We start from the raw sequence: 25068 nt of genomic DNA, 5'->3' as shown, positions 1-25068 counted from the left end.
AATTGAAATCGGAATAGCTGACACAACTAGGCCTACTGCGCGGCCCGATCAGAGGCCACGACTTCATGCAGATATTGGTTCAGGTCGTCGCGCAGATCATCGCGAGCCAATGCGAACGAGACCGTTGCCTGCAGAAAGCCAGCCTTTGAACCACAATCGAACCGCTGTCCGTCAAACTTGTAGCCAAAGACAGGGACACCATTGCCAATATCCTCAGCAATTGCGTCGGTCAGTTGGATTTCGCCGCCACTTCCCTTCTTTTTCTGGTTCAGATTGTACAGAACCGAAGGACCTAAGATGTAACGACCGATCACCGCAAGATTGGATGGCGCGTCCTCTGGTCTCGGTTTTTCCACCATTCCTTTGGCACGGACAACCGTTCCAACATTCTGGCCGGTATCCAGAATACCGTAGGAGCTGGTTTTTTCGTTGGGAACTTCCATCGCGGCGACCATGTTGCCGCCGGTTTCCTCATAGGCTTCGACCATCTGCTGTAGGCAGGGTTTGTCGGCGGCAATCACATCGTCGGGCAGCATCACGGCAAAGGGTTCATCCCCGATCAGTCGACGGGCGCACCAGACCGCATGCCCCAATCCCAAAGCCTTGTGTTGACGGATATAGGCAATCGCTCCGCTTTCCATATTGGTTGCGTTCAAGACTTCAAGCAGTTCGTCTTTGCCCTTAGACTTGAGGTCCTGCTCCAGCACGAGATTGTGATCGAAATAGTCCTCAAGTGCTGATTTTCCGCGCGATGTCACGAAGATGAATTCAGTGATCCCGGCCGCACGCGCTTCGTCGATGGCATATTGGACCAGCGGACGATCAACCAATGTCATGATTTCCTTTGGCACCGACTTTGTCGCCGGAAGAAACCGAGTGCCCATTCCCGCTACGGGAAATATCGCCTTGGTGACTTTGCGTACCATATTACCTCACTAATTCTATATATTGCCGACGACTCTCGGTGATGCCGGAGCCCCCACATATAATCTAAAATCCTACCAATCAATCACACCCGGCTGGTCTGTTACGGGTTCGCTGGAATCTGCCATTAACTTAAGGGCAGAGTCAAAACGAAACACGACCGAAAGCGGGATCACCGAACCAATCCACTAATCACTTGTTCAATAAAGTTTAAAACGCGCCCGATAGATTGGATCGGGCGCGTAAGCTTATGCATTGGCCATAATCGCCTCAAGCGGATCGTGTTCGGCGACGAAGTGATCCGGGGCAATCTCACTGAGTTGAGGTACATAGTCGGTCTCACCCATAGACAATCTGCTGGGCAAAAAGCGCAAAGCTGCTTTCGGATCCATGGGAGAAGGCAATTCTCCCGGTAGTTTAAGCCTTTGGCGGCTGCGCTCGACATCCGGATCAGGGATCGGAACCGCCGAGATCAGGGACTGAGTGTAAGGATGTTTCGGTTCGGAACAGATCACTTCACCATCGCCCAATTCAACGATGCGGCCCAGATATAGAACCATGATCCGGTTCGAAACCGCGCGTACCACAGACAAATCGTGGCTGATGAAGATCATCGATAGGCCAAACTCTTGTTGCAGTTCACGCAACAATCGTACGATCTGGGCTTGAATGGACACATCCAGCGCAGAAACTGCCTCGTCACAGATAATCAGTTTTGGTTTGTTGATCATGGCACGCGCGATTCCAACACGCTGGTTTTGCCCCCCGGACAGCTCGTGCGGATACCGGTTGATCATGTTGGCCTTCAAGCCAACACGCTCCATCATCTCTGCGACCAGCTCTTTGCGTTCCCGCTCGGTCAGATCCGGGCGATAGGTTTTCAGCGGTTCTGCGATCGAGGCCGAGATCGTCATCCGTGGATCAAGGCTCGCCAGCGGGTCCTGAAACACGATCTGCAGGTCCTTGCGGTACTTGTTCAACTCGGCCCGTTTCAGCCCGACGATCGGATGCCCCAGCCAGCTGACATTACCCGCGCTGGGTTCGATCAATTGCAGCACAGCCCGGGCCAGCGTGGATTTGCCACAGCCGGATTCTCCAACAACACCCAGGGTCTCGCCCTTTCGGATGTCGAAACTCACGCCATCAACGGCTTTTAGGGGTACCTTGTGCCCAAAAAGACCACCCGAGACATGGATCGGGAAATGCACCTTGACGTCATCCACTTTCAGTAACGGTTCTTCCGTCTGCGTAAGAGCTTTCGGAGCATCGCCCGCATCAATTCGCGGCATAGCCTCAAGTAGCGTTCGGGTATAATCATGCTGAGGAGAACGAAAGACTTCGCGCGTGTCACCGGCCTCGACAAACTCACCCATACGCATGACTTGAATATTGTCGCACATGCGCGCAACAACGCCCATGTCATGGGTGATCAGAGCTATGGCCGTACCTTCATCCTTTTGCAACCGTACCATCAGGTCCAAAATGTCGGCCTGAACGGTCACATCCAACGCAGTAGTCGGCTCATCCGCGATCAAAAGTTTGGGATTACACAGCATCGACATGGCGATCATCACACGCTGACGCATGCCACCAGACAATTCATGTGGATATTGATCCAGCCGCCGTTTCGCTTCGGGGATGCGAACGCGATTCAGCCAGTCAAGGCAACGTTGGCGGGCAGCCGAGCCTTGCAAACCTTCGTGAACCTGTAGCACTTCGCGCATCTGCTGGCCGACCCGCAGATGTGGGGTCAGGGCGGTCAGCGGATCCTGAAAAATCATGCCGACGTCTGAGCCACGAATCTTGTTGATTTTGTTCACAGGTAGATTCAGGATCTCCTGACCATTCAGCAAAGCAGAACCAGACGCATGGCCAGCGGAGGGCAACAGCCCCATCGCTGCCATGAACGTCTGGCTTTTGCCCGAGCCACTTTCGCCGACGATGCCCAGACATTCGCCGGGATTAATGTCGAAACTGATGCCCTTTACAGCTTCAACCACGCCGTCGGGTGTATCAAATCGGACGCTCAGGTCCTTCACGGAAAACAGACTCATATCAGCGATCCTTCGGGTCCAGAGCGTCGCGAAGCCCGTCACCGATGAAAAACATGGTGATGATGATGGCGACATAAAAAGTAAGTGGGAACATCAGCTGCCAGAGCGTACCATACGCCATGGTGCCAGCACCTTCGGCGATCAGGCGGCCCAAAGATGTGTAGGGTTCTGAGATTCCGAGGCCGAGGAACGAGATGAAGCTTTCGGTCAGGATCATCTCAGGCACCAGTAACGAAGCGTACACGATCACAACGCCCAACAGGTTGGGCAGAATGTGACGGTACATGATGGTAAATTCGCTGACACCGGCGGCGCGCGCGGCTTCGATAAATTCGCGGTTCTTCAGGGTCAGGGTTTGCCCCCGAACAATCCGTGCCATCGTCAGCCAACCAACAGCGCCCAAGGCGATGAACAGCATGAAAAAGGATCTTCCCGCCACGACAAGCAGCAAAATGATGATCAGTGTTGCCGGAATTGCAAGCAGGATGTCCACGAACCGCATCATGGCACTGTCGGTGCGCCCGCCAATATATCCAGCGGTGATGCCATAGCAGGTGCCGACGATCAGAGCGGTCGCGGCCCCGATCAAACCGACCAGCAGCGATGTGGTGGTGGCCTGAATGACACGGCTGTATAGGTCGCGCCCCAGATCATCGACGCCGAAAAAGTGTCCGGTTTCCATGGACGGCATACCCATGCCGCGCACGTCCCCCATGACGTTCCAGTCGATCTCTTCATTGTTCCAGACTGCGAAGTAAGGGCCAACAATCGTGAACAACACGATCAGACCCAGAATGAAAACGCTGGCCATAGCGGCCTTGTTGCGGACAAAACGTATCCGTGCGTCCTGCCAAAGCGAGCGCCCCTGAATGACCGTGTAATCAGTGATTTCCTCGGCCAGATGGGCGGCTTTTTGTGATTTTCCAAGCATTGCCTGCCCCTCAGTAACGGATTTTCGGATCGAACCAGGCATAAGCCAGGTCGGTCAGAAGATTCACAACCACGGTCAACGCGCCGTAAAGGATGGTGACCCCCAGCAGCACAGCATAGTCGCGAGACAAAGCCGAGCCGACATAGGCCTGCCCCAGACCGCCGGTTGAGAAATAGATGTCGACAAAAACCGAACCGGTCAGAACGTAGACAAAAACCGGCCCGAGGTACGAGACCACGGGAAGCAATGTCGGCTTAAGCGCATGGCGCCAGATCACGGTTCTTGTCGGCAATCCCTTGGCCCGTGCAGTTCGAATGAAGTTCGAGTTCAGAACCTCCAGCATCGATGACCGCGTAATCCTTGCGATCGATCCCATGTAGGAGGTCGCCAACGCAATCACCGGCATCACCAGATACTGCCATTGACCGCCATGCCAGCCGCCACCCGGCAGCCACCCCAGCCACAGGGTAAAGGTCAGGATCAGGATCGGCCCCATGATGAAGTTAGGAAGCGCCTGAGCGGCAATACCCAGACCCACCGCAAAGTAATCAATCCAGCTATTGTGTTTGATTGCAGCGGCAATTCCCAGCGCGACGCCAACGGAAGTTGCCACCAGGAAAGACAACGAACCATAGGTCAGCGAAATCGGGAAACCCTGTGCGATGATGTCGTTCACATCCCGATCCTTGAATTTGAAGGACGGTCCGAAATCGAAATGCACCACGATGTTATACAGATAGTCCCAAAGCTGTTTCCACAACGGTTGGTCCAATCCATAGCGCGCCTCGATATTGGCCAGAACCTGCGGCGGCAATGGCCGTTCCGAGGTGAATGGCCCGCCAGGCGCGATGTGCATGAGGAAAAAGCAGGCGACGATCAATAACAGGATCGTCGGAATAGCGACCAGCAGCCGCTTTAAACTGTAGGCAAGCATTTCATGCCCCCGTGTTTATTGGCCCTGCCCCGGATGTTTCCGGGGCAGGGCGTGGTTCAAAGACGATTATTCAGCGAGCTTGTAGAGGTTCTTCGAGTACCAGTTCTGCTCGACGTTGTTCACCGGCCAGTTGCCTACATCGCTGTCCATCATATAGACGCCTGCGTAGTGATAGATCGGGATCACAGGCGTTTCTTGGGCGATGATGCGTTCAACTTCGGTGTAAAGCGGAGCCGGATCGTCCGAGGTTTTGGCCTCGGCCAGCAGCTCATCAACGCGCGCGTTGGCATATTTGCCGTCATTATAGCCCGAGTCCGACTGCAGCAGGTCCAGGAAGGTCGACGCTTCGTTATAGTCTCCGCACCAAGCACCACGTGCCAGCTCAAAGTTTTGGTTGCCGCGCTCCTCGAGGAAGACTTTCCACTCCATATTTGCCAGTTCGGCGTTCACGCCAAGCTTCTGCTTCCACATCTGGCTCAGCGCAACGGCGACCTTCTTGTGGTTTTCCGCGGTGTTATAAACCATCTGGAAGCTCAGAGGGTTGTCAGGCCCATAACCTGCTTCTGCTAGTAGCTCCTTCGCCAACTCGTCGCGTTCGGCTTGGGACATGGATGCCATTTCAACGGCCGGTACGGTGAAGCCTGCGGTTGCTTCGGGGGCGAAAGTGTAGGCTTCGGGCTGACCGCCTGCCATCACTTTTTCGGTGATAATCGCACGATCAACGGCCAGTGACAGGGCTTGGCGGACGTTCGGGTCCTTGAAAGCCTCGGGGCCACCATCAGATAGGTTGAAGGTGTAATAATAGTTGCACAGGCGTGGGAAGCTGATGGCTTCTACAGGGTGCTCTTCCTTCAGACGTGGGTACTGGCCGGCTGGAATTTCGGTGCGGTCCAGTTCGCCAGCCAAATAGCGGGTCAGGGCGACGTTTTCATCATTGATGACCAGCGCCACGACCTTGTCGATGATGGTGTTATCGTTGTCCCAATAGGCGGTGTTGCGTTCACGTACCGAGCGTTCCTGCGGCAGGTGCTCGGTCAGAACATAAGCGCCGTTCGAGACGATGTTTTCCGGTTTGGTCCAGGCGTCACCAAATTCTTCGATCACTTTCTGCGGTGCCGGGAAGGTTGTCGAATGTGTGGTCATCTGCGGGAAATAGGGAAGGGGGGCGCTCAGGCGGACTTCCAGCGTTTTGTCGTCGATGGCTTTGACACCCAACTCATCTACCGGTTTTTCGCCCGCGATGATCTCGGCAGCGTTTTCGATCGACATCAGTTCCATGAACCACGCATAGGGCGACGACAGTTCGGGATCGACGGCGCGCTTCCAGGCATACACAAAGTCACCTGCGGTCACCGGATCACCATTCGACCACTTCGCTTCATCGCGCAGGGTAAAGGTGTAAACGTCCTTGGTATCGTTGACCGAGAATTCGGTGGCGACACCAGGAACCAGGTTACCGTCCTCATCCTGATTCATCAGGCCTTCAAACAGATCGCGAACAATTTCTGCACCCGACACATCTTCTACGACTTGCGGGTCGACCGAGCTGTGTTCATCGAGAATCCGATAGGTGAAGGTCTGATCGTCGGCCAGGGCTTCTCCGGTTTCGGGATGTGTACCGGCAGCAATTGCAGCACCGGTAATGATGGTCGAGGACAACAGTCCTGCCAAAGAGGTTCTGATTATTTTGTTCATGTGTTTACTCCCATTTTGTATGGTTTCGAACGTCCAAACCGCATTCGCGGTGGGCGCTTGTCTGCCATTTTGTCTCCGGCAATTGTCTGGACTTTACCTTGATCTAGATCGTGCCAAGATCGATAATTTCGGCATTCATGCATCAGGCAATGTCGGAGATCCGAATGCGAAAGCTATCTTTCACTGCCCATGAACCTGTCAGTTTTGAAGCAAAGGTAAAGGGTTTTGCGGTGGGTGAAGACCACAAAGGCTGATTAGAACCGCAGCCGGCGGAGGTGTTAAAATTTTATTTTGAAACACTTCGTGGCAGTGACATTTTCGTGAAGCTCAACATATCACCGTGGGTGAATGTGTTCGCATTGATGCTCGTAAATGGCGAATCAGTACGCTGCTACGGCTTCAGAACGGCCTTCAATGAGGCATCGGGGAAGCAGGTTGGTGTGCTTCCAGAAGCCTCTTGCCAGCGCCCGATCGAGCGTCGGGTTTTGTATCCGGGCAGGCCATCGACGCCACCGACGTCATGACCCTGTTGAACAAGCACCTGCTGCATGCTGGCGACATCTGAACGATAGAGATTGCCGACATCGCCCCAACGACCCCGAAAATCGCCAACTCCGTATTGGATGCGATCACCGACATGTCCCACAAACAGCGCATAAAGGTCGCTGGTGTTATAGTCTTTGAGGACATAGAAATTGGGCGTTACGATAAAGGCCGGACCGCTACGACCGGCAGGCATCATAAGATAGCCCTCGGCATCAAGTTCATGTGCAGGAAAAGGTTTGCCGGAAACGCGATTTACGCCCATGGCGACCCAATCGCGGATCAACCGCCCCTGATCAGGGCCCTCCAACGCGCAAGAAACGGTCGTGGGTAGGATAACTTCGAACCCCCAGTCGCGGCCTGTCACCCATCCGTGCTCGTCAAGATACGCGCCGATCGATGCAATCGTGTCCGAGGCTGAGCCCCAGATATCAGTTCGGCCATCGCCATCGCCATCGCGCGCGTAAGTCAGAAAATTTGTGGGCATGAACTGAGGCTGCCCCAAGGCACCCGCCCAACTGCTTTTCAGTGCGTGGCCTTGGCCGTGACCGGATTCAGCGATCTGTAGCGCAGCAATCAGTTCAGCCGTGAAATACTCGGCACGCGTACTCATAAACCCTTTGGTGCCCAGCACCTGAAACGCATTATGGCGGATCGGGACTTGTCCGTATCCGCTTTCGCGGCCCCAGATGGCCAGTATGATACGGACGGGTACACCGGTTTCTGCCTCGACACGCGCCAGTGTACCCGCATGGCGCCTAGCCATCTTGCGACCGACGGAGGTGGCACCCTGAACTGATCCGGCATTAAAATAACGACCAGGTGAGCCGAACTCGGCCTGCCGTTGTTGCTTGGGTGTCTTTTTAGAGCTGCCCGGCGGAACCAAGTCAGGAAGGTCCCAGTTTAGTGTTACCCCGTCAAAGGCACTTTGGAATGTGCGTTTCGAAACGCCCTTTGCTTTTGCCTGAGGCCATATGGCTTGTTGCAGCCAGTTCTGGAACTGACGTTCAACCTCAGCGCGATCTTGCGCTGCCGAGGGGGCGGCAAGACAAACCAGGGAGACTATAGCAAGAACCAAACGCATATGATTGGTCTCGCGCGCGCTTGACCTCATGTCAACAGCGGCGCCGCAGGGTGATTTTGGAAAAGTTCTTGAGAAAATCCGTGACTCTGCCGATAGTTGCCGGGAAACCCCGCCGCAAGAGGATCATCAGGTGTGACCTTGTCTCGGATACATTCAGTCGCTGTGCCAGCCTTGGTGATCTTTGTTGCTCTGTTGTTGACGGCTGAGTCTGCCGGGGCGAGTGATAGCTTCATGGACCCCCAAGGCCCGATTGCAGCGGTGCAAAAGACACACCTTTTGCGCGCGACGGCTCTTATCCTGATCGCTGTGATACCGGTTCTGGCTCTGGTGCCGCTGATTGCCCTGCGTTATCGCCGACGTAAGGGTGGAAATGCTGCATACACGCCGCATTGGGATTTTTCGGCGAAGCTTGAATTTCTGATGTGGGGCGTCCCGGTCGTGATCGTGATGATCCTGTCTTTCTATCTCTGGAAAGCGACACATCGTCTTGACCCTTATTCCGCCCCTTTTGGAGAGGAGCCTGCCCTAAATGTGCAGGTGGTTGGCCTCGATTGGAAATGGCTGTTCATCTATCCAGATCATGGCATCGCAACGGTGGGAGAACTGGGCATACCGATCAAACAGCAAGTTGCGATGACGCTGACCACAGACACGGTGATGCAGTCGTTCATGATCCCGGCGCTGGCGGGGCAAATCTATGCCATGCCGGGGATGACGACTCGGCTACACCTGGTGGCAGACTCGCCTGAAACGATGCAAGGCGAGAACACACAGTATAATGGCCGAGGATTCACAAAGCAGAAATTCCTGGCGCAAGCCATGCAGCCCGAGGATTTTCAGGCATGGGTCGCCAGCGTAAAAGCGCATGGCATACCGTTGACCGAAAGCACTTATCGAACGTTGGCGATGCGTACGGATCGGGATGAGGTGCAGGCAGCATTGGGCACCGAACTCATGCCGCTGAATGCGCTTTATTTCACGCTGGAAGAGGGCGACCTGTTCCATTCGATCCTGCGTCGTTATCACAGCGGAGAGCCTCTGCAGTTGGATCAGCAACCCGGAACGGCTGAATACGGGCAGGAGGCAAGCCAATGACAAATGCCGAGACCGGTTTCTTCGGTCGCCTGAGCTGGGATGCATTTCCCATCGCTGGACTGATCCAGAATCCTGGCGCAAATGAGATCATTGCAAACGCTGCTGCTGCCATTGTGATCGTGGGCGTAGTGGTAGTGATTGGCATCCTGACGTGGTTCCGGTTGTGGGGCCCGCTCTGGCGCGATTGGCTGACCAGCGCTGATCACAAGAAGATCGGCATCATGTACATTGTCTTCGCCATCGTCATGCTAGCGCGGGGCGTCCTGGAAGGCGTAGTGATGCGGGCCCAACAGGCGGCGGGACCGGGGGACGGATTTCTGGAACCCGAGCATTTCGCGGAACTGTTTAGCACTCATGGCACCATAATGGTGTTCTTCGTCGCGGTACCTTTTGTCTTTGGCGTCGCTAATTACATAATTCCACTCATGATAGGCGCGCGCGACGTGGCCTTTCCGGTGATGAACCAGATCGGGCTTGGTCTGACCGTATCGGCCGGGCTGATGCTGATGGTCTCGCTGGTGGTCGGAGAGTTCTCGACCGGTGGCTGGACCGCGTATCCACCCTATACCGGAGCAGCTTTTAATCCCGGCGTTGGGCCGGATTACTGGATTTGGGCCATCGTGGTCTCTGGCGTGGGCACAACACTGACTGGCATCAACTTTGCCGTCACGATCTACAAGCTGCGTGCGCCGGGGATGAAGTTCATGCGGTTGCCCATGTATTGCTGGACGATAATCTGCAGCTCGATTCTGATCATCTTTGCCATGCCCCCCCTTGGCGTAGCTGCATTGTTGCTGGCCGCTGACCGATATCTCGATTTCCACTTCTTCACCAATGACCTTGGCGGCAACATGATGAACTATGCCAACCTGTTCTGGCTGTTTGGTCACCCTGAGGTCTACCTGTTGGTCCTGCCTGCATATGGTATCTATTCCGAAGTCTTTGCCACCTTTTCGGCCAAGCGTCTCTATGGTTACAACTCACTGGTCATCGCAACAATGTCGATTGCGGTCATGTCCTTCACGGTTTGGTTGCATCATTTCTTCACCATGGGGCAAAGCGCTCTGATCAACGCGGTGTTCGGGATTGCCACGATGCTGATCGCCATTCCGACCGGGGTAAAGGTCTATGACTGGATGGCGACTCTGTACCGTGGGCGCATTCGATTCTCGGTCCCGATGCTTTATGGCCTTGCGTTCTTGATGTTGTTCGTCATCGGCGGCCTCAGCGGAGTGGTTCTTGCCAATCCAACCGTCGACTATCAGGTCCATAATACGCTGTTTCTGGTTGCGCATTTCCACAACGCGTTGCTACCAGGTGTGCTGTTCGGGTTGCTCGCCGGCTATAACTACTGGTTCCCAAAGGCCTTTGGGTTCCGTCTAAACGAGTTCTGGGGCCGCGTTTCGGTTTTCTGCTGGACGGTTGGGTTTCTGCTGACCTTCATGCCGCTCTACTTCGTTGGTCTGATGGGCATGCCCCGCCGGTCGTTCAGTTGGGAGGATCCCAGCTTTCACCCCTACATGATCACCGCCGCCATAGGATCGCTAGTGATTACTTGCGGGTTGCTTTCGATCCTGGTCCAATTGTGGGTCAGTATACGCGACCGAGAACAGACCCGCGCACCGGTCGGTGATCCTTGGGACGGGCGCACGCTGGAATGGTCGATCCCGTCTCCGCCGCCACCCTACAACTTCGCTATTATTCCGCAGGTTAGTGACCGCGATGACTTTGCTGCAGCTAAGGAGCGCGGACAAGCCTATCCTGCACCCGCGGCCTACGAAGATATCGAGATGCCGCGCAACACCGGCATCGGGTTTATCCTCTGCGTGCTCAGTGGCATCTGGATGTTCTCTCTGGTCTGGTGGATCTGGTGGCTGGCAGCACTGATGACCATCGCGATGATCCTCGCCATTATCATCTGGAGTTTCGACACCAGCACCGAGGTCATAATCCCCGCCGAAGAGGTCCGCAAAGAACACGAGGCGTGGTTGGCGCTGGTCCACAGCACCGCCGCTGTGGATCGCGATCATGAAAGTACACCGGAAAATTGCGGCCTCGCCCGCCCGGATATGGAGGCCGTGACATGAGGCGCGCACCCAAGCACAGCTATCCGGGGATAAACCTCGGCGAGGACCACGCCAGCGCCCACAAGGCGACCGAGGTCGTCACTTTCGGCTTCTGGGTCTTCCTGATGAGCGATCTGGTCTATTTCGGCCTGATGTTCGCGATCTATATCACCATGATAGACGCGCAGGCCGGCGGTCCAGGCCCGCATGAGCTGTTCGACCTGAAAAGCATCTTTGCCCAGACTCTCATTCTGCTGACCAGCAGTTTGACCGTCGGGCTGGCGATGTTGGCGCTGAAATACAACCTGCCTCGGGCACGGATCGTGCTGTGGTTCGGAGTGACTCTGTTGCTGGGGCTCAGTTTTCTGGTTTTGGAAATCCGTGATTTCATGAACATGGCAGCCCAAGGCGGTATCCCACAGCGTAGCGGGTTTTTGTCGGCCTTCTATGGTCTCGTACCGCTCCACGGCTTGCATGTTGCAGCCGGGTGTCTGTGGCTAATCGTGCTGGGTATTCAGCTGCGTATGTTCGGGCTGACCGATCTGCTGATGTCGCGTATGGTGCGGTTGGCGCTATTCTGGCATTTCCTCGATCTTATCTGGATCGGCATAATAACCATCGTGTATTTCGGAGGGCTGGCCTATGGATAAACGATCCGAGATGCATCACCGCGAACGGCGGCGTTACGTGATTGGCTATGGTGGGTCACTGCTGCTCACGCTGGTGGTATTTGTGATCGCCTATCATTTCGGTATTGAAACACCAGGCGTCTATATGACCATAGGCCTTCTGGGGTTGGCACAACTGGTTGTTCAACTGATCTATTTTCTACACATCGACCGCCGCCGCAGCAGCCGAGAGGATCTGGACCTGGTTCTGTTCTCGACACTTGTTCTGCTGATTATCATCGGCGGGACAGTTTGGATTCTGGGCAATCTGGCCATGCGCATGCATATGCAGGTGATGTGAGGTCGCTCGCTTAGGCACCAAAAAGGAAGCTGCTTATGAAGTCATTCAAGGCAATTGCCGCCGCAGGGATCCTGGTCACGATTGCTGTTGGATTGTTCCTTTTCTGGCGGCATGAAGAGCGGTATCCGTCAACAAAAGACGCCTATATCGGCGCGAATATCATCTATGTGGCCGCACAGGTGACCGGGCAGGTTTCAGACGTTGCGGTGGTCGAAAACCAGCCGGTCAATGCAGGCGATTTGCTGTTCTCGATTGATCCGACACAGTTCCAAGCCTCGGTCGATCAGGCCAAAGCTAATCTGGACAGTGCCATTCAGCAGGCTGACTCCTTCTCGAACCAGATCACCGCTGCACAGGCCGCTGTCGAAAGCGCCAACTCGTTCTACGAAACGGCTCAGAGCAATCTTGAACGCGCCCGAGCTTTGTTTTCGGACGGGGACCTCGCGCAGGCCTCGCTGGACCAAACTACATCCGAATTCGCACAGGCTTCGGCCCGGTTGACCACCAGCCGGTCCGAGCTTTCCGCATTGCAAAGTGGTCTCGCGGCCCGGCAGGACAATGTGTTGTCCTCACAGGCTGCGTTGGAAATCGCGCAGGCCGATCTTGTCTGGACCAAGGTCTATGCCGCGGCCGATGGCTGGATCGCAAATCTGACACTGCGGCCAGGGTCGTCTGTCTCGGCCAATGCGCCGCAGTTTTCCATTGTCGAGTCGTCTGACTGGTGGGTCGATGCAAATTTCAAGGAAACATCACTGCCACGCATCCGACCCGGTCAGCCGGTCACAGTGCAGGTGGATATGCTTCCAGACACGACCCTGACCGGCAAGGTTGCGTCGATCGGTCGAGGCTCGGGCGATACGTTTTCGTTGTTGCCGTCCGAAAACTCCAGCGGCAACTGGGTCAAGGTCACTCGACGGTTTGCGGTGCGGATCGAGCTTGATCCAACCGACGCCCCGCTGCGTGTTGGAGGCAGCAGCAAAGTTACGGTGGATACAACCGGAACCAGCCAATGACTGATGCCGGCCACATCAATCGCGTGATTGTCGTGGCCGTCGTGCTCAGCGCTATTCTCGAAGTTCTGGACAGTACCATCGTCAATGTTGCGTTGCCGCATATTCAGGCGGCTTTTGGGGCCACAACCGATCAGGCGACATGGATCTTAACCAGCTATATCGTCTCAGCCGTTGTGGTCATGCCGCTGACCGGGTTTGTCGCGCGTCGGGTCGGGCGGCGCAGGCTGATCCTGACTGCGGTCACGGGTTTTGCCACAATGTCTGTCATGTGCGGCCTGTCATGGAGTCTTCAGACTATCGTCGCGTTCCGCCTGGCGCAGGGGATGTTCGGCGCGTTCCTGATCCCGTTATCGCAGTCCATCCTGTTTGATGCCTTTCCGCGTGAAAAACGGGGACAGGCCATGGCGGTCTTTGGCTTGGGCGTGGTGGTCGCACCGGTGTTGGGCCCAACTGTAGGTGCAGTCCTGACTGAGTATTTTTCGTGGCGAATGGTGTTTTTCGTCAACCTTCCGGTCGCCGCCATGGCCCTGCTGCTTTTGGCGGGCGAGTTGCCGGACGACAAAACCGAAGAGGTGCGCATCGACTGGAAAGGCCTGGCGCTGCTGGCAGTTGGCATTGGATGCCTTCAATTCATTCTTGACCAAGGTGAGACCAAGGACTGGCTGTCATCGAGGATGATACAGCTGGCGCTGATCGCTTCGGTTCTTGGGGCGCTGGGGTTCATCGTCCATTCTCTGACATCCCGGCATTCTGTCGTTGATTTGCGCCTTTTTGCGGATCGCAACTTTGCCCTGTGCAACTTAGTGATAGCGGGGTTCGCGATCTCATTGTTTGGCGGGATCGCCATACTGCCAACCTTTGTGCAAAGCCTGCTCGATTACCCCGTGATCGAATCCGGTCATTTGTTCATACCGCGCGGGATCGCCGCAGGTGCATCGATGGTGCTGACCGGGGCCGTACTGGTCACCCGGTTTGATCCACGAGTTTTAGCCGGGTTAGGGATGCTGTTGACAGCACTGGGGAATTTCATGTTGGGCACGCTCAACCTCGACGCCGGTTTCTGGCAACTGGCTTGGCCGGGCTTTGTCAGTGGTCTGGGGATGGGGCTGGTGTTTGTGCCGATGTCTATTCTGGCATTCGAGAGCATCAGTAAATCAAGGCAGGATGAGGCCTCGGGCCTATTCAACGTCACCAGGCAGCTTGGCTCTTCGGTAGGTATTTCATTAGTGGGGACTTGGGTCGTGCGAGGCCTGCAAACCAATACGGCAGTGCTCAGCCAGAATGTGACACCCTACAATCCTGCTGCACAGGCTTATCTTGCGCCGCTGGGGCTGACACCCGATAGCGCTCAGGGCGCCGCCATTCTGGGGCAAGAGATCGCACGGCAGGCCGAGATGATCTCGTACCTTACTGTATTCAACAATCTTGGACTGCTGGCGTTGGCCACGATCCCACTGTTGTTCTTCTGCCGCGCGCCCAGGCCCGACCAAAGGGCTGCAGCACCCGTTCACTAGCGCGTCAGAACAAGGCCCAGCCATAGCGCGAACCAGCACAATGCTAGGCTGAGAGCGATGTTCCCGGCGGCAAATACGATCGTCCGTTCACGGTGCAATTGCAGCGATTGATAGGCGAAGCTTGAGAATGTGGTGAAGCCGCCGCAGAACCCGAATACAAGGCGTTTTTCCTCTTCGCCCATTTCCGCAGAGCCACCCAGATAACCAATCCATAGACCCAGCAGAAGGCTGCCCAGAACATTCACGATCAGGGTCGAGTACGGCAGATCATGCGTCACCCGAAGCGCCAGCCAATGCCGCAGTACAGCCCCCAATCCTCCGCCCAATGCGAACATGGCATGCAGATACAAGGTCGTCATTCCGATGTTTCCCGGGAATGATGCCGCCGACCCAGCGCTTCCCCAAGAACCGCCGCCGTAAGACCAAATGCGATCTCCGCGCTTACGGCGATAACCACAAACCAATTCCCGGTTTCTGCCAGTCTTTCCAGCTCGGCGACGAATGAGGAAAACGTCGATAGCCCACCGCAAAATCCAACGGCCCCTAGATGCAGGACGTGGGCGTGGACACGATTTCGAATGGCATAGAGCCAACCTAGAACGAAACAGGCCGCAACATTGATGCCGAAAGTCGCGGTCAGGAACGGAGCGCCGGGGATCTCCAGCGAAAATAGCTCGCGCAGCAACGACCCTGCAGCACCCCCCACAAAGACGGCTGTATACATCAGGGCGCGATGCCCGAATACAGGCGCTGTTTTCGACACTGCGGTTGATCCTGCTCTGACCAGCGTTTCATTTTGCATACAGACTGCTTTTGCTTGGTTCAACCGGCCTCGCTAACCCAACCGTTATCTTTGTTTGATTAGCAAGGGCTTGCGCAAACAGGTCAATTTGTTCCACGTTCTGGATGAAGAGCAGGGTCATGGACCCAATGTCCATTCAAGGTCACGCTGTCACAGCGCTACTCAGGGAGATAGGAAATGATTGTTCGCAGGCTTTACTATTTCCTCAGCTATGTCTGCTTGCCTTTGACTTTGCTTTGGGGTTTTTTCTGGCCACCCGCCCACTGGTTGCTGATCATACTGATCCCCTATGCGGTTGTCGGTCTCTACGATATGCTGACAACAAAGCATAATGTGCTGAACAACTACCCGGTACTGGGTCACTTCCGATATATGTTGGAGTTTGTCAGCCCTGAAATCCGGCAGTATTTCGTTGAAACCAATGAAAGCGGGCGGCCCTATAATCGGATCATCCGCAGTCTGGTCTATTCCCGCGCCAAGGGGCAGGTGGATACTCAGGCGTTTGGCACTCAGTACGATATCATGACGGTAGGTTATCACCGCGCTGATCACTCGCTATCCCCCAAGCACGTCGAAGAGAGCGAAGAACGGGTGATACTGGGCGGCCCTCAGTGCGACAAACCCTACAATGCGTCGCGCCTGAACGTATCAGCAATGAGTTTCGGTGCACTCAGCGCCAACGCAATCCGTGCTTTGAACGGTGGTGCAAAAGATGGGGGTTTTGCGCATAACACGGGCGAAGGCGGACTGTCCCCCCACCATCTGGCAGAAGGTGGAGACGTCATCTGGCAAATCGGAACAGGATATTTTGGATGCCGCACGCCTGATGGTGGGTTCGATAAGGACCTGTTTGCCGAAAAGGCCAAGAAAGATGTCGTCAAAGCGATCGAGATCAAATTGTCGCAAGGGGCGAAGCCGTCTCATGGCGGGGTCCTACCGGCAGCAAAGGTGGATGAAGAAATCGCCGAGATTCGTGGGGTTCCAGTACATCAGGATGTGATTTCCCCACCTATTCATTCGGCCTTTGATGGACCGACTGGATTGATGCATTTCGTTCAGCATCTGCGAGAGATGTCAGGTGGCAAGCCCGTGGGCTTCAAACTCTGCATCGGTCGTCGATCCGAGTTTATGGCGATTTGCAAAGCGATGTTGGAAACTGAGATTCTGCCTGACTTCATCACGGTGGACGGCGCGGAAGGGGGCACTGGCGCTGCCCCGGTCGAGTTCACCAACCGATTGGGGATGCCGCTTAACGAGGCACTGATCTTTGTAAACAACTGTCTGCGCGGTATTGGAGTCCGCGACAAGGTGCGGGTGATCTGTTCGGGCAAAGTGGCCACTGGGTTCGATATGGTCGAGAAATTCGCTTTGGGTGCGGATATGTGTAACGCGGCGCGGGCGATGATGTTTGCGGTGGGGTGCATTCAGGCGCTGCATTGCAACACCAACAGGTGCCCTTCGGGGGTGGCAACGCAAGATCCGATCCGTGGTCGGGCGGTGAATGTGCCACAGAAACGACAGCGCGTACATCGGTTTCATGACGCGACGCTTGAAAGTTTCCGCGAGATATTAGGGGCTATGGGCAAAGCAAAAGTTTCCGACCTGCGCCCTGCTGACATCCGGCGCCGAAATGCGGATGAACGAGAGCGGTCTTATGCCGAGCTATATAGCTTTCTGGATGACGGCTCTCTGTTGGGCAAGACCATCCCCGAAGAGTTCGCCGCTGACTGGCAAGTCGCCTCAGCGAGCCAGTTCTAGCGACCACTAGCTAGGTCTTGATCGCGGGTTATTGAGCGTATGCGTATGGATTTTGCGGATGCTCCATTCCACGGCATCCCGCATTGTCTTGCCCAACGCGATATCAAAGGCCTCAACCAGTTCGGGTGTTTTATCGCTGGTCGCCAGCACTGCTTCCTGGAATGAGCTTGAAGCGATGATCTTGTCCTCATACTCATCGATGATCTTGATATTGATGCGCACTTCTACGCGGACCGTTTTCGTGTCTTCGGTTTCGCTGATGACGATGCCCTGAAATTCGCGCAGATCAGGCGCGATCACATAGTCCGCTCTCAGGCCTACGGTCGAACGTCCTACGGCCGCGACCTTGCCCGAATTTTCGTAGCTTTCGACCATCAGCGCCTGCACAATTAACGGCGCGCGATCCACCCATCGGGCCCGCGGCAGATACTGTACCTGAAGCAAGGTGGGCTGCACGGCGATCTGATCGGTGTTCACGGCCGCCGTCGCTGTGGGCTCTTCGACAACGATCTGTTTTTGGATTCGCGGCAGCGATGACGAGAACGTGCTTTTGGGTGTCAGCAAATACAAGTCATTGGGTTTAGAAGCCTGCCGCAGCGTGCCCAAGCCCGTGCAGCCCGTCAAAGCGGCCAAAACCAGAGTCAATATTAAGGGCCGTATCATTGACGAAACTCCGATGCTTGGGTGCCTAACAAAAAGCGGGCCGGGTCGCGTTCGACCTTGTCGACCAATCTATCCAGACTGATGACTAGACGCTGTGATTCCTCGATGAACCGGATGAACTGAGGCAACCCAACGCGCAAGAAGTCCGAAACCTGACGGCGGTTGTCCTGAACGATCCCGTCGATGGTTCCCAGCAGATCCGACGCCGATTGGGAGGCGCTGAGAACATCGTCGGAAATCTTGTCGATCTTTTCGGTGATATTCGAGACGGTTTCCGCAACCTGATTAGCCGCCTTACTCACATCTTCAGCGACAGGTGAGATATCCTCGTCCATCACCCGGTTTGCCGAGTCAAACGCCCTCTCTGCTGAATCGAGCGCCCCTTTGGCTGAATCCATAGTCGATGTAACCGACTCAAGGGTGGTGTTTGCATTCAGAACAGTCTCGCTGATTACCTCAAGCGTAACGCTGCCTTCATCTGACAGCCGAGTCAGCCTTTCGGCCAGGATTGACCCGCGTTCGATAAAGGGCCGGATATCTTCCTGAATCACGCTTTCAGCACTGGCAATGGCGTTATTTGCAGTCTCTAGCGTTGTTTTGGCGGATTCTGAGGTCTCTTTGATGCTCTTCAGCGTGTCCGTTCCTGTGCTCAACGTCGTCTCGGCCGTGTTCGCCAACGTATCCAGTCTCTTGGTAAATTCTCCAACGTCTTTGGCCGCACCGCCCAAATCGGACGAGAGCGACTGGAAATCCGTCAGAGTTTTATCCAGCTTGCCCGACGCTTCTGCCAGATTGTTCAGGATATCCGACACCGCCTTTCGGTTTTTGTCATCAACAACCGAATTGAGGTTCTCCAACAGGGTGACTGCCTTTTCCAGAACCTCTGGCGCACCCTCAAGCAAGGATTGAATCGAACTGCGCTTGCTTGGGATGACACTGTTCTGGGCTAGCCTTTCTGCGGTTGGAGACCCTCCGGAAAGCTCAACATAAGCAACCCCTGTCACACCCAGAGATTGCAACTGTGCGATGGTTTCTTTGGTAACAGGGATGTCGGCATCAACCTCAAGCCGCACTCGCACCTTTGACGGGTCATCTTTGTCCAAGTCCAGGGAAACCACCTGACCCACAGGCAAGCCGTTGTAATTTACGCCACCTGCAGCCGACAGGCCCGAGACATTGTCGAACAACACATCATAATAGGCGTATTGCCGGGTCACTTCGAATTTGGCGAGCCACAGAAAGAACCCGAAGGCACCAAGGATGCCCGCCAGGGTGAACGCACCGATCAGGATGTAATTCGCTCGGGTCTCCATCGCCTCTACCTGTCCTGCCCCTTCTGTTGTGCCGCACGGGCGCGGGGGCCTGTGAAATATTCCTGAACCCAAGGATGGTCGACCTTGGTCATCTCTTCTATCGGACCTTCAACCAGCACGCGTTTTTCCGCAAGTACCGCAACGCGATCACATATGGCATAAAGGCTGTCCAGATCATGCGTTACCATGAACACGGTCAGCCCCAACGTGTGCTGAAGTTCCCCGATCAGGTCATCATATGCGGCGGCCCCGATCGGGTCCAACCCGGCAGTTGGTTCGTCCAGAAAAACGATTTCGGGGTCCAGCGACAGTGCGCGGGCCAACGCAGCGCGTTTACGCATTCCGCCGGACAGTTCCGAGGGGAACTTGCTACAACTTAGTTGAGGTAAGCCAACAAGACTGATCTTCAGACCACCCAGTGCGGCCATCAATTTTTCACTGATACCCGTGTGCTCGCGCAGAGGCGCCATCACGTTCTGCAATACAGTCAGTGAGGAAAACAGCGCACCGTCCTGAAATGCCACACCCCAGCTTCTTTCGATCCGCTGACGTTCTTCTTCGGGGCCGTTAAGAACATCGACGCCAAGAACCTCAATACTTCCCGACTTGGGCTTGTTCAGCCCGACGATGGTACGCAAAAGCACGGACTTCCCAGTGCCCGATCCACCGACAACACCCAGCACTTCACCGCGCCAGACATCGAGGTTGAGGTTGTCGTGGACCACTTGCTCGCCGAACTGGTTGGTTAAATTGCGCACACGAATAACGGCCTCGCGTTTCGCGTCGGATTGGGGCTTGTCCTGAAGCGCGGCTCCATCCATGTCAGATCCCCAACTCTGAGAAGAAGATCGAAAACAGGGCGTCGATGGCGATGACCATAAAGATCGATTGCACGACCGAGGCTGTCGTCCGCTGACCAACGCTTTCGGATGAACCTTTGACCTGCATAGCCTGCCAGCAGGCAATGACACCGATCACCAGTGCAAAGAACGGTGCCTTGATCATCCCGACGGCAAGCTGTGCGACGCCGGTATTTTCCTTCAACCGGGTCAGGAACATGCCGGGGCTGACACCGAGGTCGATCCAACTCATCAACGCTCCGCCGATCAGGCCAGCCATATCGGCAACAAAGCCAAGAATGGGCAACATGATCAACAGCGCCAGAACACGGGGAATGACCAGAACTTCAATCGGATCCAACCCCAGGGTGCGCATCGCATCAATCTCTTCCTGCACCTTCATCGAGCCAATCGAAGCCGTAAAAGCCGAACCGGAGCGACCAGCGACGATGATCGCTGTCAGCAGGATACCAAGCTCACGCAGGATCGAGATGGAGATCAATTCGACAACAAAGATCTCAGCCCCGAACTGTTTCAACTGCGTCGCGCCCTGAAAGGCCAGAACGACGCCGATCAGGAAACCCATCAAGGACACAATCGGCAGCGCCTTGAAGCCGACTTGCTCCATCTGTGACACCAAGGCAGCACGACGCAGTCGCCATGGCATGATCAGAGTCCGGACCAATCGATGCAGAGTAAGGCCAAGAAAGCCGATGATTGATAATGTGTCCTGCCAGGCGCCAAAAGTTTTTTGCCCAATCCGGGCAACCCAATTCACAAAGCCATGCGGCGGCAGTTCTTCTCCTGTAACCTCGGATATGTTGTGCGATACTGTTTCGATCAATGACGAATGCGCAGGGGCCAACCCTTCGAGCTGGACCTGAGCGCCCTCGCTTCCCATCCGCTGCACCAGATTGGCGACTAGCCAGGCCCCTCCGGTATCCAGCGATTCCACCTGCGACATGTCCACAATGACATCTTGGCCGTTGGGCTTTTGGGCAGCAAAACCCGCTTCGACACGATCCAACGATTGAGTGCGCAGATCTCCGGCAAGGCGGATACAAACGCCGGTTGCGCTGGTCTCGGAAATAATCGTCGGCCGTGTCATAGCGGTATGTGATGGCAAACACCGGGTCGCTGCAATGGATTTGTTCGAACCCCTCAGGATTTTGCACCCGCGCATTGCGGTAGAGCGACAGTGAAGCCCATGGTTCCGGTTCTGGAGCAGGCAGAGCGGGCGAGCCATGCGTTTCGCGTGTTTGCATTGTGGCGCAGGCTCAGTCGGGGTGTTCTGAATGAGGGCGGACAAGCAGAACTATTAATATTCAGATAATTATAGACAAATGTCCTTTGTAAGGTATCGTGAAGCCGAAGTTTTCCTGTTGCGGTTGTGTGTTCGAACAGGCGGCTTGGTCGGGCAGTAAGTGGGCCAATTGGGCGCTTCTTCACCTTGTCTCCGGCTTTTGCCTCAAATGCCTGTCAGGCGCGGATTGAGAGGTGATTGATGGTCGATTGGCTGGTGCATATTCTTCAAAATTACCCTGAACTGGCGGTGTTCCTGTCCATCGGTATCGGCTTTCTCGTTGGTCCTTGGAAACTGATGGGGTTCAGTCTGGGCACGGTCACGGCAACCTTGTTGGCGGCGGTGGTGATCGGACAGGCCCAGATTGAAATCGACTCGGCGGTCAAATCGACTTTCTTCATCTTGTTCATCTTTGCTGTGGGCTACGGTGTCGGACCTCAGTTCATCCGCGGCCTGAAAGCAGACGGCGCTCGCGAGGTGTTCTTTGCGCTCAGCGTACTTGCGCTTTGCCTTGTTATCCCAATCATCGCAGCTAAGGTCGCGGGTCTGGAACTTGGCTATGCTGCGGGGCTTTATGCCGGATCGCAGACGATTTCAGCGGCGATCGGTGTTGCCACCGACCAAATTGGCCAGCTGGGCCTGTCGGCGGAACAGGCCAAAACCTATGCTAACCAGATTCCGATTGCCTATGCGGTGACCTATATTTACGGCACAATCGGGTCGGCCATCATTCTGGCCAAGATCGGCCCGCGTCTGATTGGCGTCGATCTGGTCGCGGCCTGCAAGGAATATGAGGCTAAGCTGGGTGGCACGACGTCGGTTGAAACCGGTGATGGCATCGTCTCGGCATATCGCGCGATCGAGGCGCGGGCCTTTGAGATCCCAGAAGGTAGCGATCTGCTGGGGCAACCGGTCAAAGATCTGATGCCCGGTATCCGCATCTATGCCGAACGCCTGAGACGTGACGGGAAGATCATAGAGGTAGATGATAACACCGTATTGCAGGCCGGAGATGTTGTGATGTTCTCAGGCCGCCGCGCTGATCTGGTGGGTTTGCTTGAGACCAATCTTACAGAAGCTGACGCGCCTGATCTGCTGAGCATACCGTCGGAAAAACTGGATGTGCTGATCACCAGCAAAGAGGTTCATAACAAGACGCTTGAAGAGCTAAGCAAACTGTCGATCGCGCGGGGCATTTATGTCTCGAAACTGATGCGAAACATGCAGGATTTGCCGCTGCTACCCGGGACAGTCGTGCATCGTGGTGACATCGTCACAATTCAGGGCAGCAAGCGGCATGTCGAGGCCGCAGTTGCCCAGATTGGCTATGCCGACCGCCCGGTAGACACCACAGATCTGGCCTTTGTAGGCTGGGGGATTTTCATCGGCGGCATCATTGGAACACTGTCAGTCATGATGGGTGGTTTCCCGATCAGCCTTTCCACTACCGGAGGCGCGCTGCTGGCTGGGCTGGTGCTGGGTTGGCTGCGTACGGTGCACCCGACCTTTGGGCGCATCCCGGGTCCGGCGCTTTGGTTGATGAACACTCTGGGTCTGAACGTGTTTATCGCGGTGATAGGGATCACCGCAGGGCCGGGATTTGTCGCGGGACTGCAACAGGCCGGTATTGCGCTGCTGCTATGGGGAATCGTCGCGACTTCGCTACCAATGATCTTTGCAGTTTACGTCGGGCATTACGTGTTCAAATTCCACCCGGCCATTCTGTTTGGTGCCTGCGCAGGTGCGCGCACCACGACGGCGGCGTTGGGTATGATCCAGGAAGCCGCGCAAAGTCGCATCCCGGCGCTTGGCTACGGAATGCCGTATGCGATCGGAAATACATTATTGACCATCTTCGGGATGGTCGTTGTTTTGATCCTAAGCTGATTTGGAGAGGTTCACGTTATGGATAGAGTAACGCTGCACGATTACGAAGCACTCAGCCCGTTTCAGATCAAGGATGAGCTGATCAAACTGGCCTCGGCCGAGGCGCGTAAGGCCAATAGTGCTTTCCTGAACGCGGGGCGCGGCAATCCTAACTGGGTTGCCACCCGTCCGCGTGAGGCGTTCTTTGCCCTTGGTCAATTTGCCATAACTGAATCCAAACGTGTGATGGACCACCCCGCTGGTTTAGGCGGAATGCCGGCGCAGAAAGGTTGCCATGGACGGCTGCAGAGCTGGGCGTCTGATCATTCCGACACGCCGGGCGTCGATACGCTGCTTGAGGTCGTGGCGCATGCCATATCCGCATTTGATTTCGATGCGGACGAGTTTGTGCATGAACTGACGGATTCGATCATCGGTGATAACTATCCGGTGCCTGACCGCATCCTGAAACACAATGCCACCATTGCCCATGAATACCTGATGTGGTCCATGTGTCGGGGCAACCGGCCTGACGCTCAGTTCGATCTGTTCGCAGTCGAAGGCGGCACGGCGGCGATGTGCTACATCTTCAAGACGCTCAAAGCCAACCGATTGCTGAACCCGGGTGACACGATAGCTCTGTGCACTCCGATCTTCACGCCTTACTTGGAAATGCCTGAGTTGGAGGATTACAGCCTTGAATCCGTGCATGTGGAAACCGATGAAGAGGATGGTTTTCAACTGACCGACCAAGCAGTGGAAAAGTTGAAAGATCCCAAGGTAAAGGCGTTCTTCCTAGTCAATCCCGGCAATCCGTCTTCGGTCGCGCTCAGTACCGCGTCACTTCGCAAACTAGCGGACCTGGTTGAAAATCACCGGCCTGATCTGATCGTGTTAACGGATGATGTTTACGGCACCTTTGTGCACGATTTTACCTCGGTCATGGGCCATCTGCCGCGCAACACAATCGGTGTGTATTCCTACTCGAAGTATTTTGGCTGCACCGGCTGGCGTCTCGGCGTGATTGCCGTGGCGCAAGACAACATCTTCGATCTCAAGCTGGCGGATCATCCGGATGAGATCAAACAGGCCCTGGACAAGCGCTATGGCACGCTTAGCCTGACACCACGTGACATTCGCTTTATCGACCGGCTTGTGGCCGATAGCCGCGATGTGGCTTTGAACCACACGGCGGGCCTGTCGCTGCCGCAGCAGGTGATGATGACGCTGTTTTCACTCAGTGAATTGGTCGACAGCAAGAAAATCTATCAGACCGCCTGCATGGAACTGGTTCATCGCCGTTTCAAACTGCTGACCGAAGCGATGGGCATCGAGGTGCAGGCAGGTGAGCATTACGACGCCTATTACGGCATCATCGATTTCGAATATTGGTTGCGAAAATATGTCGGTGAAGATGTCGTGGCTTGGATCAAGCAGAATGTTCACCCATTGGATATTGCGTTCAAATTGGCGGAAGACTATGGGATCGTTCTGCTGAACGGCAGCGGATTTGATGCTCCGGGCTGGTCGGCTCGCGTGTCCTTTGCGAACCTGCCGGACGAGGCGTATTCTCAGATCGGGACAGCCGTTCGATCAGTGGCACGCGGCTATGTTCAAGCCTACCGTGCCGCGAACAATTTGCCGCTGCACGGATAGGTGAATCTCCCTACACCTGCGCCTGAACTGGTGATACCCATGGGCG

Annotated in this window: 21 protein-coding genes; 9 read left to right on the top strand and 12 right to left on the bottom strand. The window is 55.4% G+C overall.

The window, feature by feature from the left end; all coding sequences use genetic code 11:
* Window positions 1-32: 32 nt before the first annotated feature.
* The 6 genes from galU to I5192_RS21010 all read right to left on the bottom strand — a co-directional run bounded on the left by galU (window position 33) and on the right by I5192_RS21010 (window position 8165).
* A complete protein-coding gene (gene galU / locus I5192_RS21035) occupies window positions 33-926 on the bottom strand; it encodes a UTP--glucose-1-phosphate uridylyltransferase GalU (protein ID WP_170394477.1) in 894 nt (297 codons plus the stop codon).
* 246 nt (window positions 927-1172) lie between these two features.
* On the bottom strand, window positions 1173-2978 hold the full coding sequence (locus I5192_RS21030; RefSeq protein ID WP_223118475.1) for an ABC transporter ATP-binding protein: 1806 nt from the start codon (window positions 2976-2978) through the stop codon (window positions 1173-1175).
* 1 nt (window position 2979) lies between these two features.
* Window positions 2980-3909 carry an ABC transporter permease subunit gene (locus tag I5192_RS21025; protein ID WP_170732730.1) on the bottom strand — a complete coding sequence of 310 codons (930 nt, stop codon included), beginning with the start codon at window positions 3907-3909 and terminating at the stop codon, window positions 2980-2982.
* A 10-nt stretch (window positions 3910-3919) separates the two neighbouring features.
* Window positions 3920-4843, bottom strand: coding sequence for an oligopeptide ABC transporter permease OppB (oppB, locus tag I5192_RS21020; protein WP_170422826.1), 924 nt, complete (start codon window positions 4841-4843; stop codon window positions 3920-3922).
* 66 nt (window positions 4844-4909) lie between these two features.
* Complete coding sequence (locus I5192_RS21015; protein WP_170407804.1) at window positions 4910-6538, bottom strand: peptide ABC transporter substrate-binding protein; 1629 nt, start codon at window positions 6536-6538, stop codon at window positions 4910-4912.
* 391 nt (window positions 6539-6929) lie between these two features.
* Window positions 6930-8165 (bottom strand): lytic murein transglycosylase, encoded by a 1236-nt coding sequence (locus I5192_RS21010; RefSeq protein WP_223118474.1) that lies wholly within the window; start codon window positions 8163-8165, stop codon window positions 6930-6932.
* Window positions 8166-8297: 132 nt separating this feature from the next.
* Here I5192_RS21010 and I5192_RS21005 point away from each other — a divergent pair, with 132 nt between their 5' ends.
* The 6 genes from I5192_RS21005 to I5192_RS20980 are packed head-to-tail and all read left to right on the top strand — an operon-like array spanning window position 8298 to window position 14822.
* A complete protein-coding gene (locus I5192_RS21005; protein WP_170407810.1) occupies window positions 8298-9260 on the top strand; it encodes a cytochrome ubiquinol oxidase subunit II in 963 nt (320 codons plus the stop codon).
* The gene (locus tag I5192_RS21000; protein WP_223118473.1) at window positions 9257-11347 is read left to right on the top strand and encodes a cbb3-type cytochrome c oxidase subunit I; all 2091 of its coding nucleotides are present in this window, start codon (window positions 9257-9259) and stop codon (window positions 11345-11347) included. The genes I5192_RS21005 and I5192_RS21000 overlap by 4 nt, the downstream gene beginning before the upstream one ends.
* Window positions 11344-11976, top strand: coding sequence for a cytochrome c oxidase subunit 3 (locus I5192_RS20995; RefSeq protein WP_170394501.1), 633 nt, complete (start codon window positions 11344-11346; stop codon window positions 11974-11976). The genes I5192_RS21000 and I5192_RS20995 overlap by 4 nt, the downstream gene beginning before the upstream one ends.
* Window positions 11969-12295: a cytochrome o ubiquinol/quinol oxidase subunit IV gene (locus I5192_RS20990; protein WP_255612219.1), complete on the top strand. Its 327-nt coding sequence runs from the start codon at window positions 11969-11971 to the stop codon at window positions 12293-12295. Before I5192_RS20995 ends, I5192_RS20990 begins: the two co-directional genes overlap by 8 nt.
* 35 nt (window positions 12296-12330) lie before the next feature.
* Window positions 12331-13308, top strand: coding sequence for an HlyD family secretion protein (locus tag I5192_RS20985; RefSeq protein ID WP_170663498.1), 978 nt, complete (start codon window positions 12331-12333; stop codon window positions 13306-13308).
* Entirely contained in the window at window positions 13305-14822 is a 1518-nt protein-coding gene (locus tag I5192_RS20980; protein ID WP_170596162.1) for a DHA2 family efflux MFS transporter permease subunit, read from the top strand. The genes I5192_RS20985 and I5192_RS20980 overlap by 4 nt, the downstream gene beginning before the upstream one ends.
* Here the strand turns inward: I5192_RS20980 and I5192_RS20975 are convergent.
* Complete coding sequence (locus I5192_RS20975; RefSeq protein ID WP_170465759.1) at window positions 14819-15181, bottom strand: CrcB family protein; 363 nt, start codon at window positions 15179-15181, stop codon at window positions 14819-14821. The two genes, I5192_RS20980 and I5192_RS20975, sit on opposite strands and share 4 nt — an antisense overlap.
* Window positions 15178-15585, bottom strand: a complete 408-nt coding sequence (locus I5192_RS20970) for a CrcB family protein (protein ID WP_255612218.1) — start codon at window positions 15583-15585, stop codon at window positions 15178-15180. Before I5192_RS20970 ends, I5192_RS20975 begins: the two co-directional genes overlap by 4 nt.
* A 216-nt stretch (window positions 15586-15801) precedes the next feature.
* Between I5192_RS20970 and I5192_RS20965 the strand changes: the two genes are divergently transcribed.
* Complete coding sequence (locus I5192_RS20965) at window positions 15802-17382, top strand: FMN-binding glutamate synthase family protein (protein ID WP_223118472.1); 1581 nt, start codon at window positions 15802-15804, stop codon at window positions 17380-17382.
* A gap of 6 nt (window positions 17383-17388) precedes the next feature.
* On the opposite strand, the gene I5192_RS20960 is transcribed toward I5192_RS20965, so the two are convergent.
* The 4 genes from I5192_RS20960 to I5192_RS20945 are packed head-to-tail and all read right to left on the bottom strand — an operon-like array spanning window position 17389 to window position 21305.
* The gene (locus I5192_RS20960) at window positions 17389-18045 is read right to left on the bottom strand and encodes an ABC-type transport auxiliary lipoprotein family protein (RefSeq protein WP_170407827.1); all 657 of its coding nucleotides are present in this window, start codon (window positions 18043-18045) and stop codon (window positions 17389-17391) included.
* The gene (locus I5192_RS20955) at window positions 18042-19358 is read right to left on the bottom strand and encodes an MlaD family protein (protein WP_170394518.1); all 1317 of its coding nucleotides are present in this window, start codon (window positions 19356-19358) and stop codon (window positions 18042-18044) included. Before I5192_RS20955 ends, I5192_RS20960 begins: the two co-directional genes overlap by 4 nt.
* 5 nt (window positions 19359-19363) lie before the next feature.
* Window positions 19364-20179, bottom strand: coding sequence for an ABC transporter ATP-binding protein (locus I5192_RS20950; protein ID WP_170422811.1), 816 nt, complete (start codon window positions 20177-20179; stop codon window positions 19364-19366).
* Window position 20180: 1 nt separating this feature from the next.
* Entirely contained in the window at window positions 20181-21305 is a 1125-nt protein-coding gene (locus I5192_RS20945; protein WP_170422810.1) for an MlaE family lipid ABC transporter permease subunit, read from the bottom strand.
* A 396-nt stretch (window positions 21306-21701) separates the two neighbouring features.
* Here I5192_RS20945 and aspT point away from each other — a divergent pair, with 396 nt between their 5' ends.
* A complete protein-coding gene (gene aspT, locus I5192_RS20940; protein ID WP_170394528.1) occupies window positions 21702-23387 on the top strand; it encodes an aspartate-alanine antiporter in 1686 nt (561 codons plus the stop codon).
* A gap of 18 nt (window positions 23388-23405) precedes the next feature.
* Window positions 23406-25022, top strand: a complete 1617-nt coding sequence (locus I5192_RS20935) for a bifunctional aspartate transaminase/aspartate 4-decarboxylase (protein WP_223118471.1) — start codon at window positions 23406-23408, stop codon at window positions 25020-25022.
* Window positions 25023-25068: the final 46 nt, after the last annotated feature.

It is taken from the genome of Ruegeria sp. SCSIO 43209 (assembly GCF_019904295.1).
Classification (GTDB): Bacteria; Pseudomonadota; Alphaproteobacteria; order Rhodobacterales; family Rhodobacteraceae; genus Ruegeria.
Note: the sequence above shows the minus strand (reverse complement) of the source record. Positions and strands in the feature narration are given on the sequence as shown.

Excerpts from the sequence above, each read along its gene's own strand:
- I5192_RS20990 (WP_255612219.1), top strand. The coding sequence starts at position 11,969 with ATGGATAAACGATCCGAGATGCATCACCGCGAACGGCGGCGTTACGTG.
- I5192_RS21015 (WP_170407804.1), bottom strand. The coding sequence starts at position 6,538 with ATGAACAAAATAATCAGAACCTCTTTGGCAGGACTGTTGTCCTCGACC.
- I5192_RS21025 (WP_170732730.1), bottom strand. The coding sequence starts at position 3,909 with ATGCTTGGAAAATCACAAAAAGCCGCCCATCTGGCCGAGGAAATCACT.
- oppB (WP_170422826.1), bottom strand. The coding sequence starts at position 4,843 with ATGCTTGCCTACAGTTTAAAGCGGCTGCTGGTCGCTATTCCGACGATC.
- I5192_RS20975 (WP_170465759.1), bottom strand. The coding sequence starts at position 15,181 with ATGACGACCTTGTATCTGCATGCCATGTTCGCATTGGGCGGAGGATTG.
- I5192_RS20945 (WP_170422810.1), bottom strand. The coding sequence starts at position 21,305 with ATGACACGGCCGACGATTATTTCCGAGACCAGCGCAACCGGCGTTTGT.
- galU (WP_170394477.1), bottom strand. The coding sequence starts at position 926 with ATGGTACGCAAAGTCACCAAGGCGATATTTCCCGTAGCGGGAATGGGC.
- I5192_RS20980 (WP_170596162.1), top strand. The coding sequence starts at position 13,305 with ATGACTGATGCCGGCCACATCAATCGCGTGATTGTCGTGGCCGTCGTG.
- I5192_RS20960 (WP_170407827.1), bottom strand. The coding sequence starts at position 18,045 with ATGATACGGCCCTTAATATTGACTCTGGTTTTGGCCGCTTTGACGGGC.
- I5192_RS21030 (WP_223118475.1), bottom strand. The coding sequence starts at position 2,978 with ATGAGTCTGTTTTCCGTGAAGGACCTGAGCGTCCGATTTGATACACCC.
- I5192_RS21010 (WP_223118474.1), bottom strand. The coding sequence starts at position 8,165 with ATGCGTTTGGTTCTTGCTATAGTCTCCCTGGTTTGTCTTGCCGCCCCC.
- I5192_RS20950 (WP_170422811.1), bottom strand. The coding sequence starts at position 20,179 with ATGGATGGAGCCGCGCTTCAGGACAAGCCCCAATCCGACGCGAAACGC.
- I5192_RS20955 (WP_170394518.1), bottom strand. The coding sequence starts at position 19,358 with ATGGAGACCCGAGCGAATTACATCCTGATCGGTGCGTTCACCCTGGCG.
- I5192_RS20995 (WP_170394501.1), top strand. The coding sequence starts at position 11,344 with ATGAGGCGCGCACCCAAGCACAGCTATCCGGGGATAAACCTCGGCGAG.
- I5192_RS21000 (WP_223118473.1), top strand. The coding sequence starts at position 9,257 with ATGACAAATGCCGAGACCGGTTTCTTCGGTCGCCTGAGCTGGGATGCA.
- I5192_RS20935 (WP_223118471.1), top strand. The coding sequence starts at position 23,406 with ATGGATAGAGTAACGCTGCACGATTACGAAGCACTCAGCCCGTTTCAG.
- I5192_RS20965 (WP_223118472.1), top strand. The coding sequence starts at position 15,802 with ATGATTGTTCGCAGGCTTTACTATTTCCTCAGCTATGTCTGCTTGCCT.
- I5192_RS20985 (WP_170663498.1), top strand. The coding sequence starts at position 12,331 with ATGAAGTCATTCAAGGCAATTGCCGCCGCAGGGATCCTGGTCACGATT.
- aspT (WP_170394528.1), top strand. The coding sequence starts at position 21,702 with ATGGTCGATTGGCTGGTGCATATTCTTCAAAATTACCCTGAACTGGCG.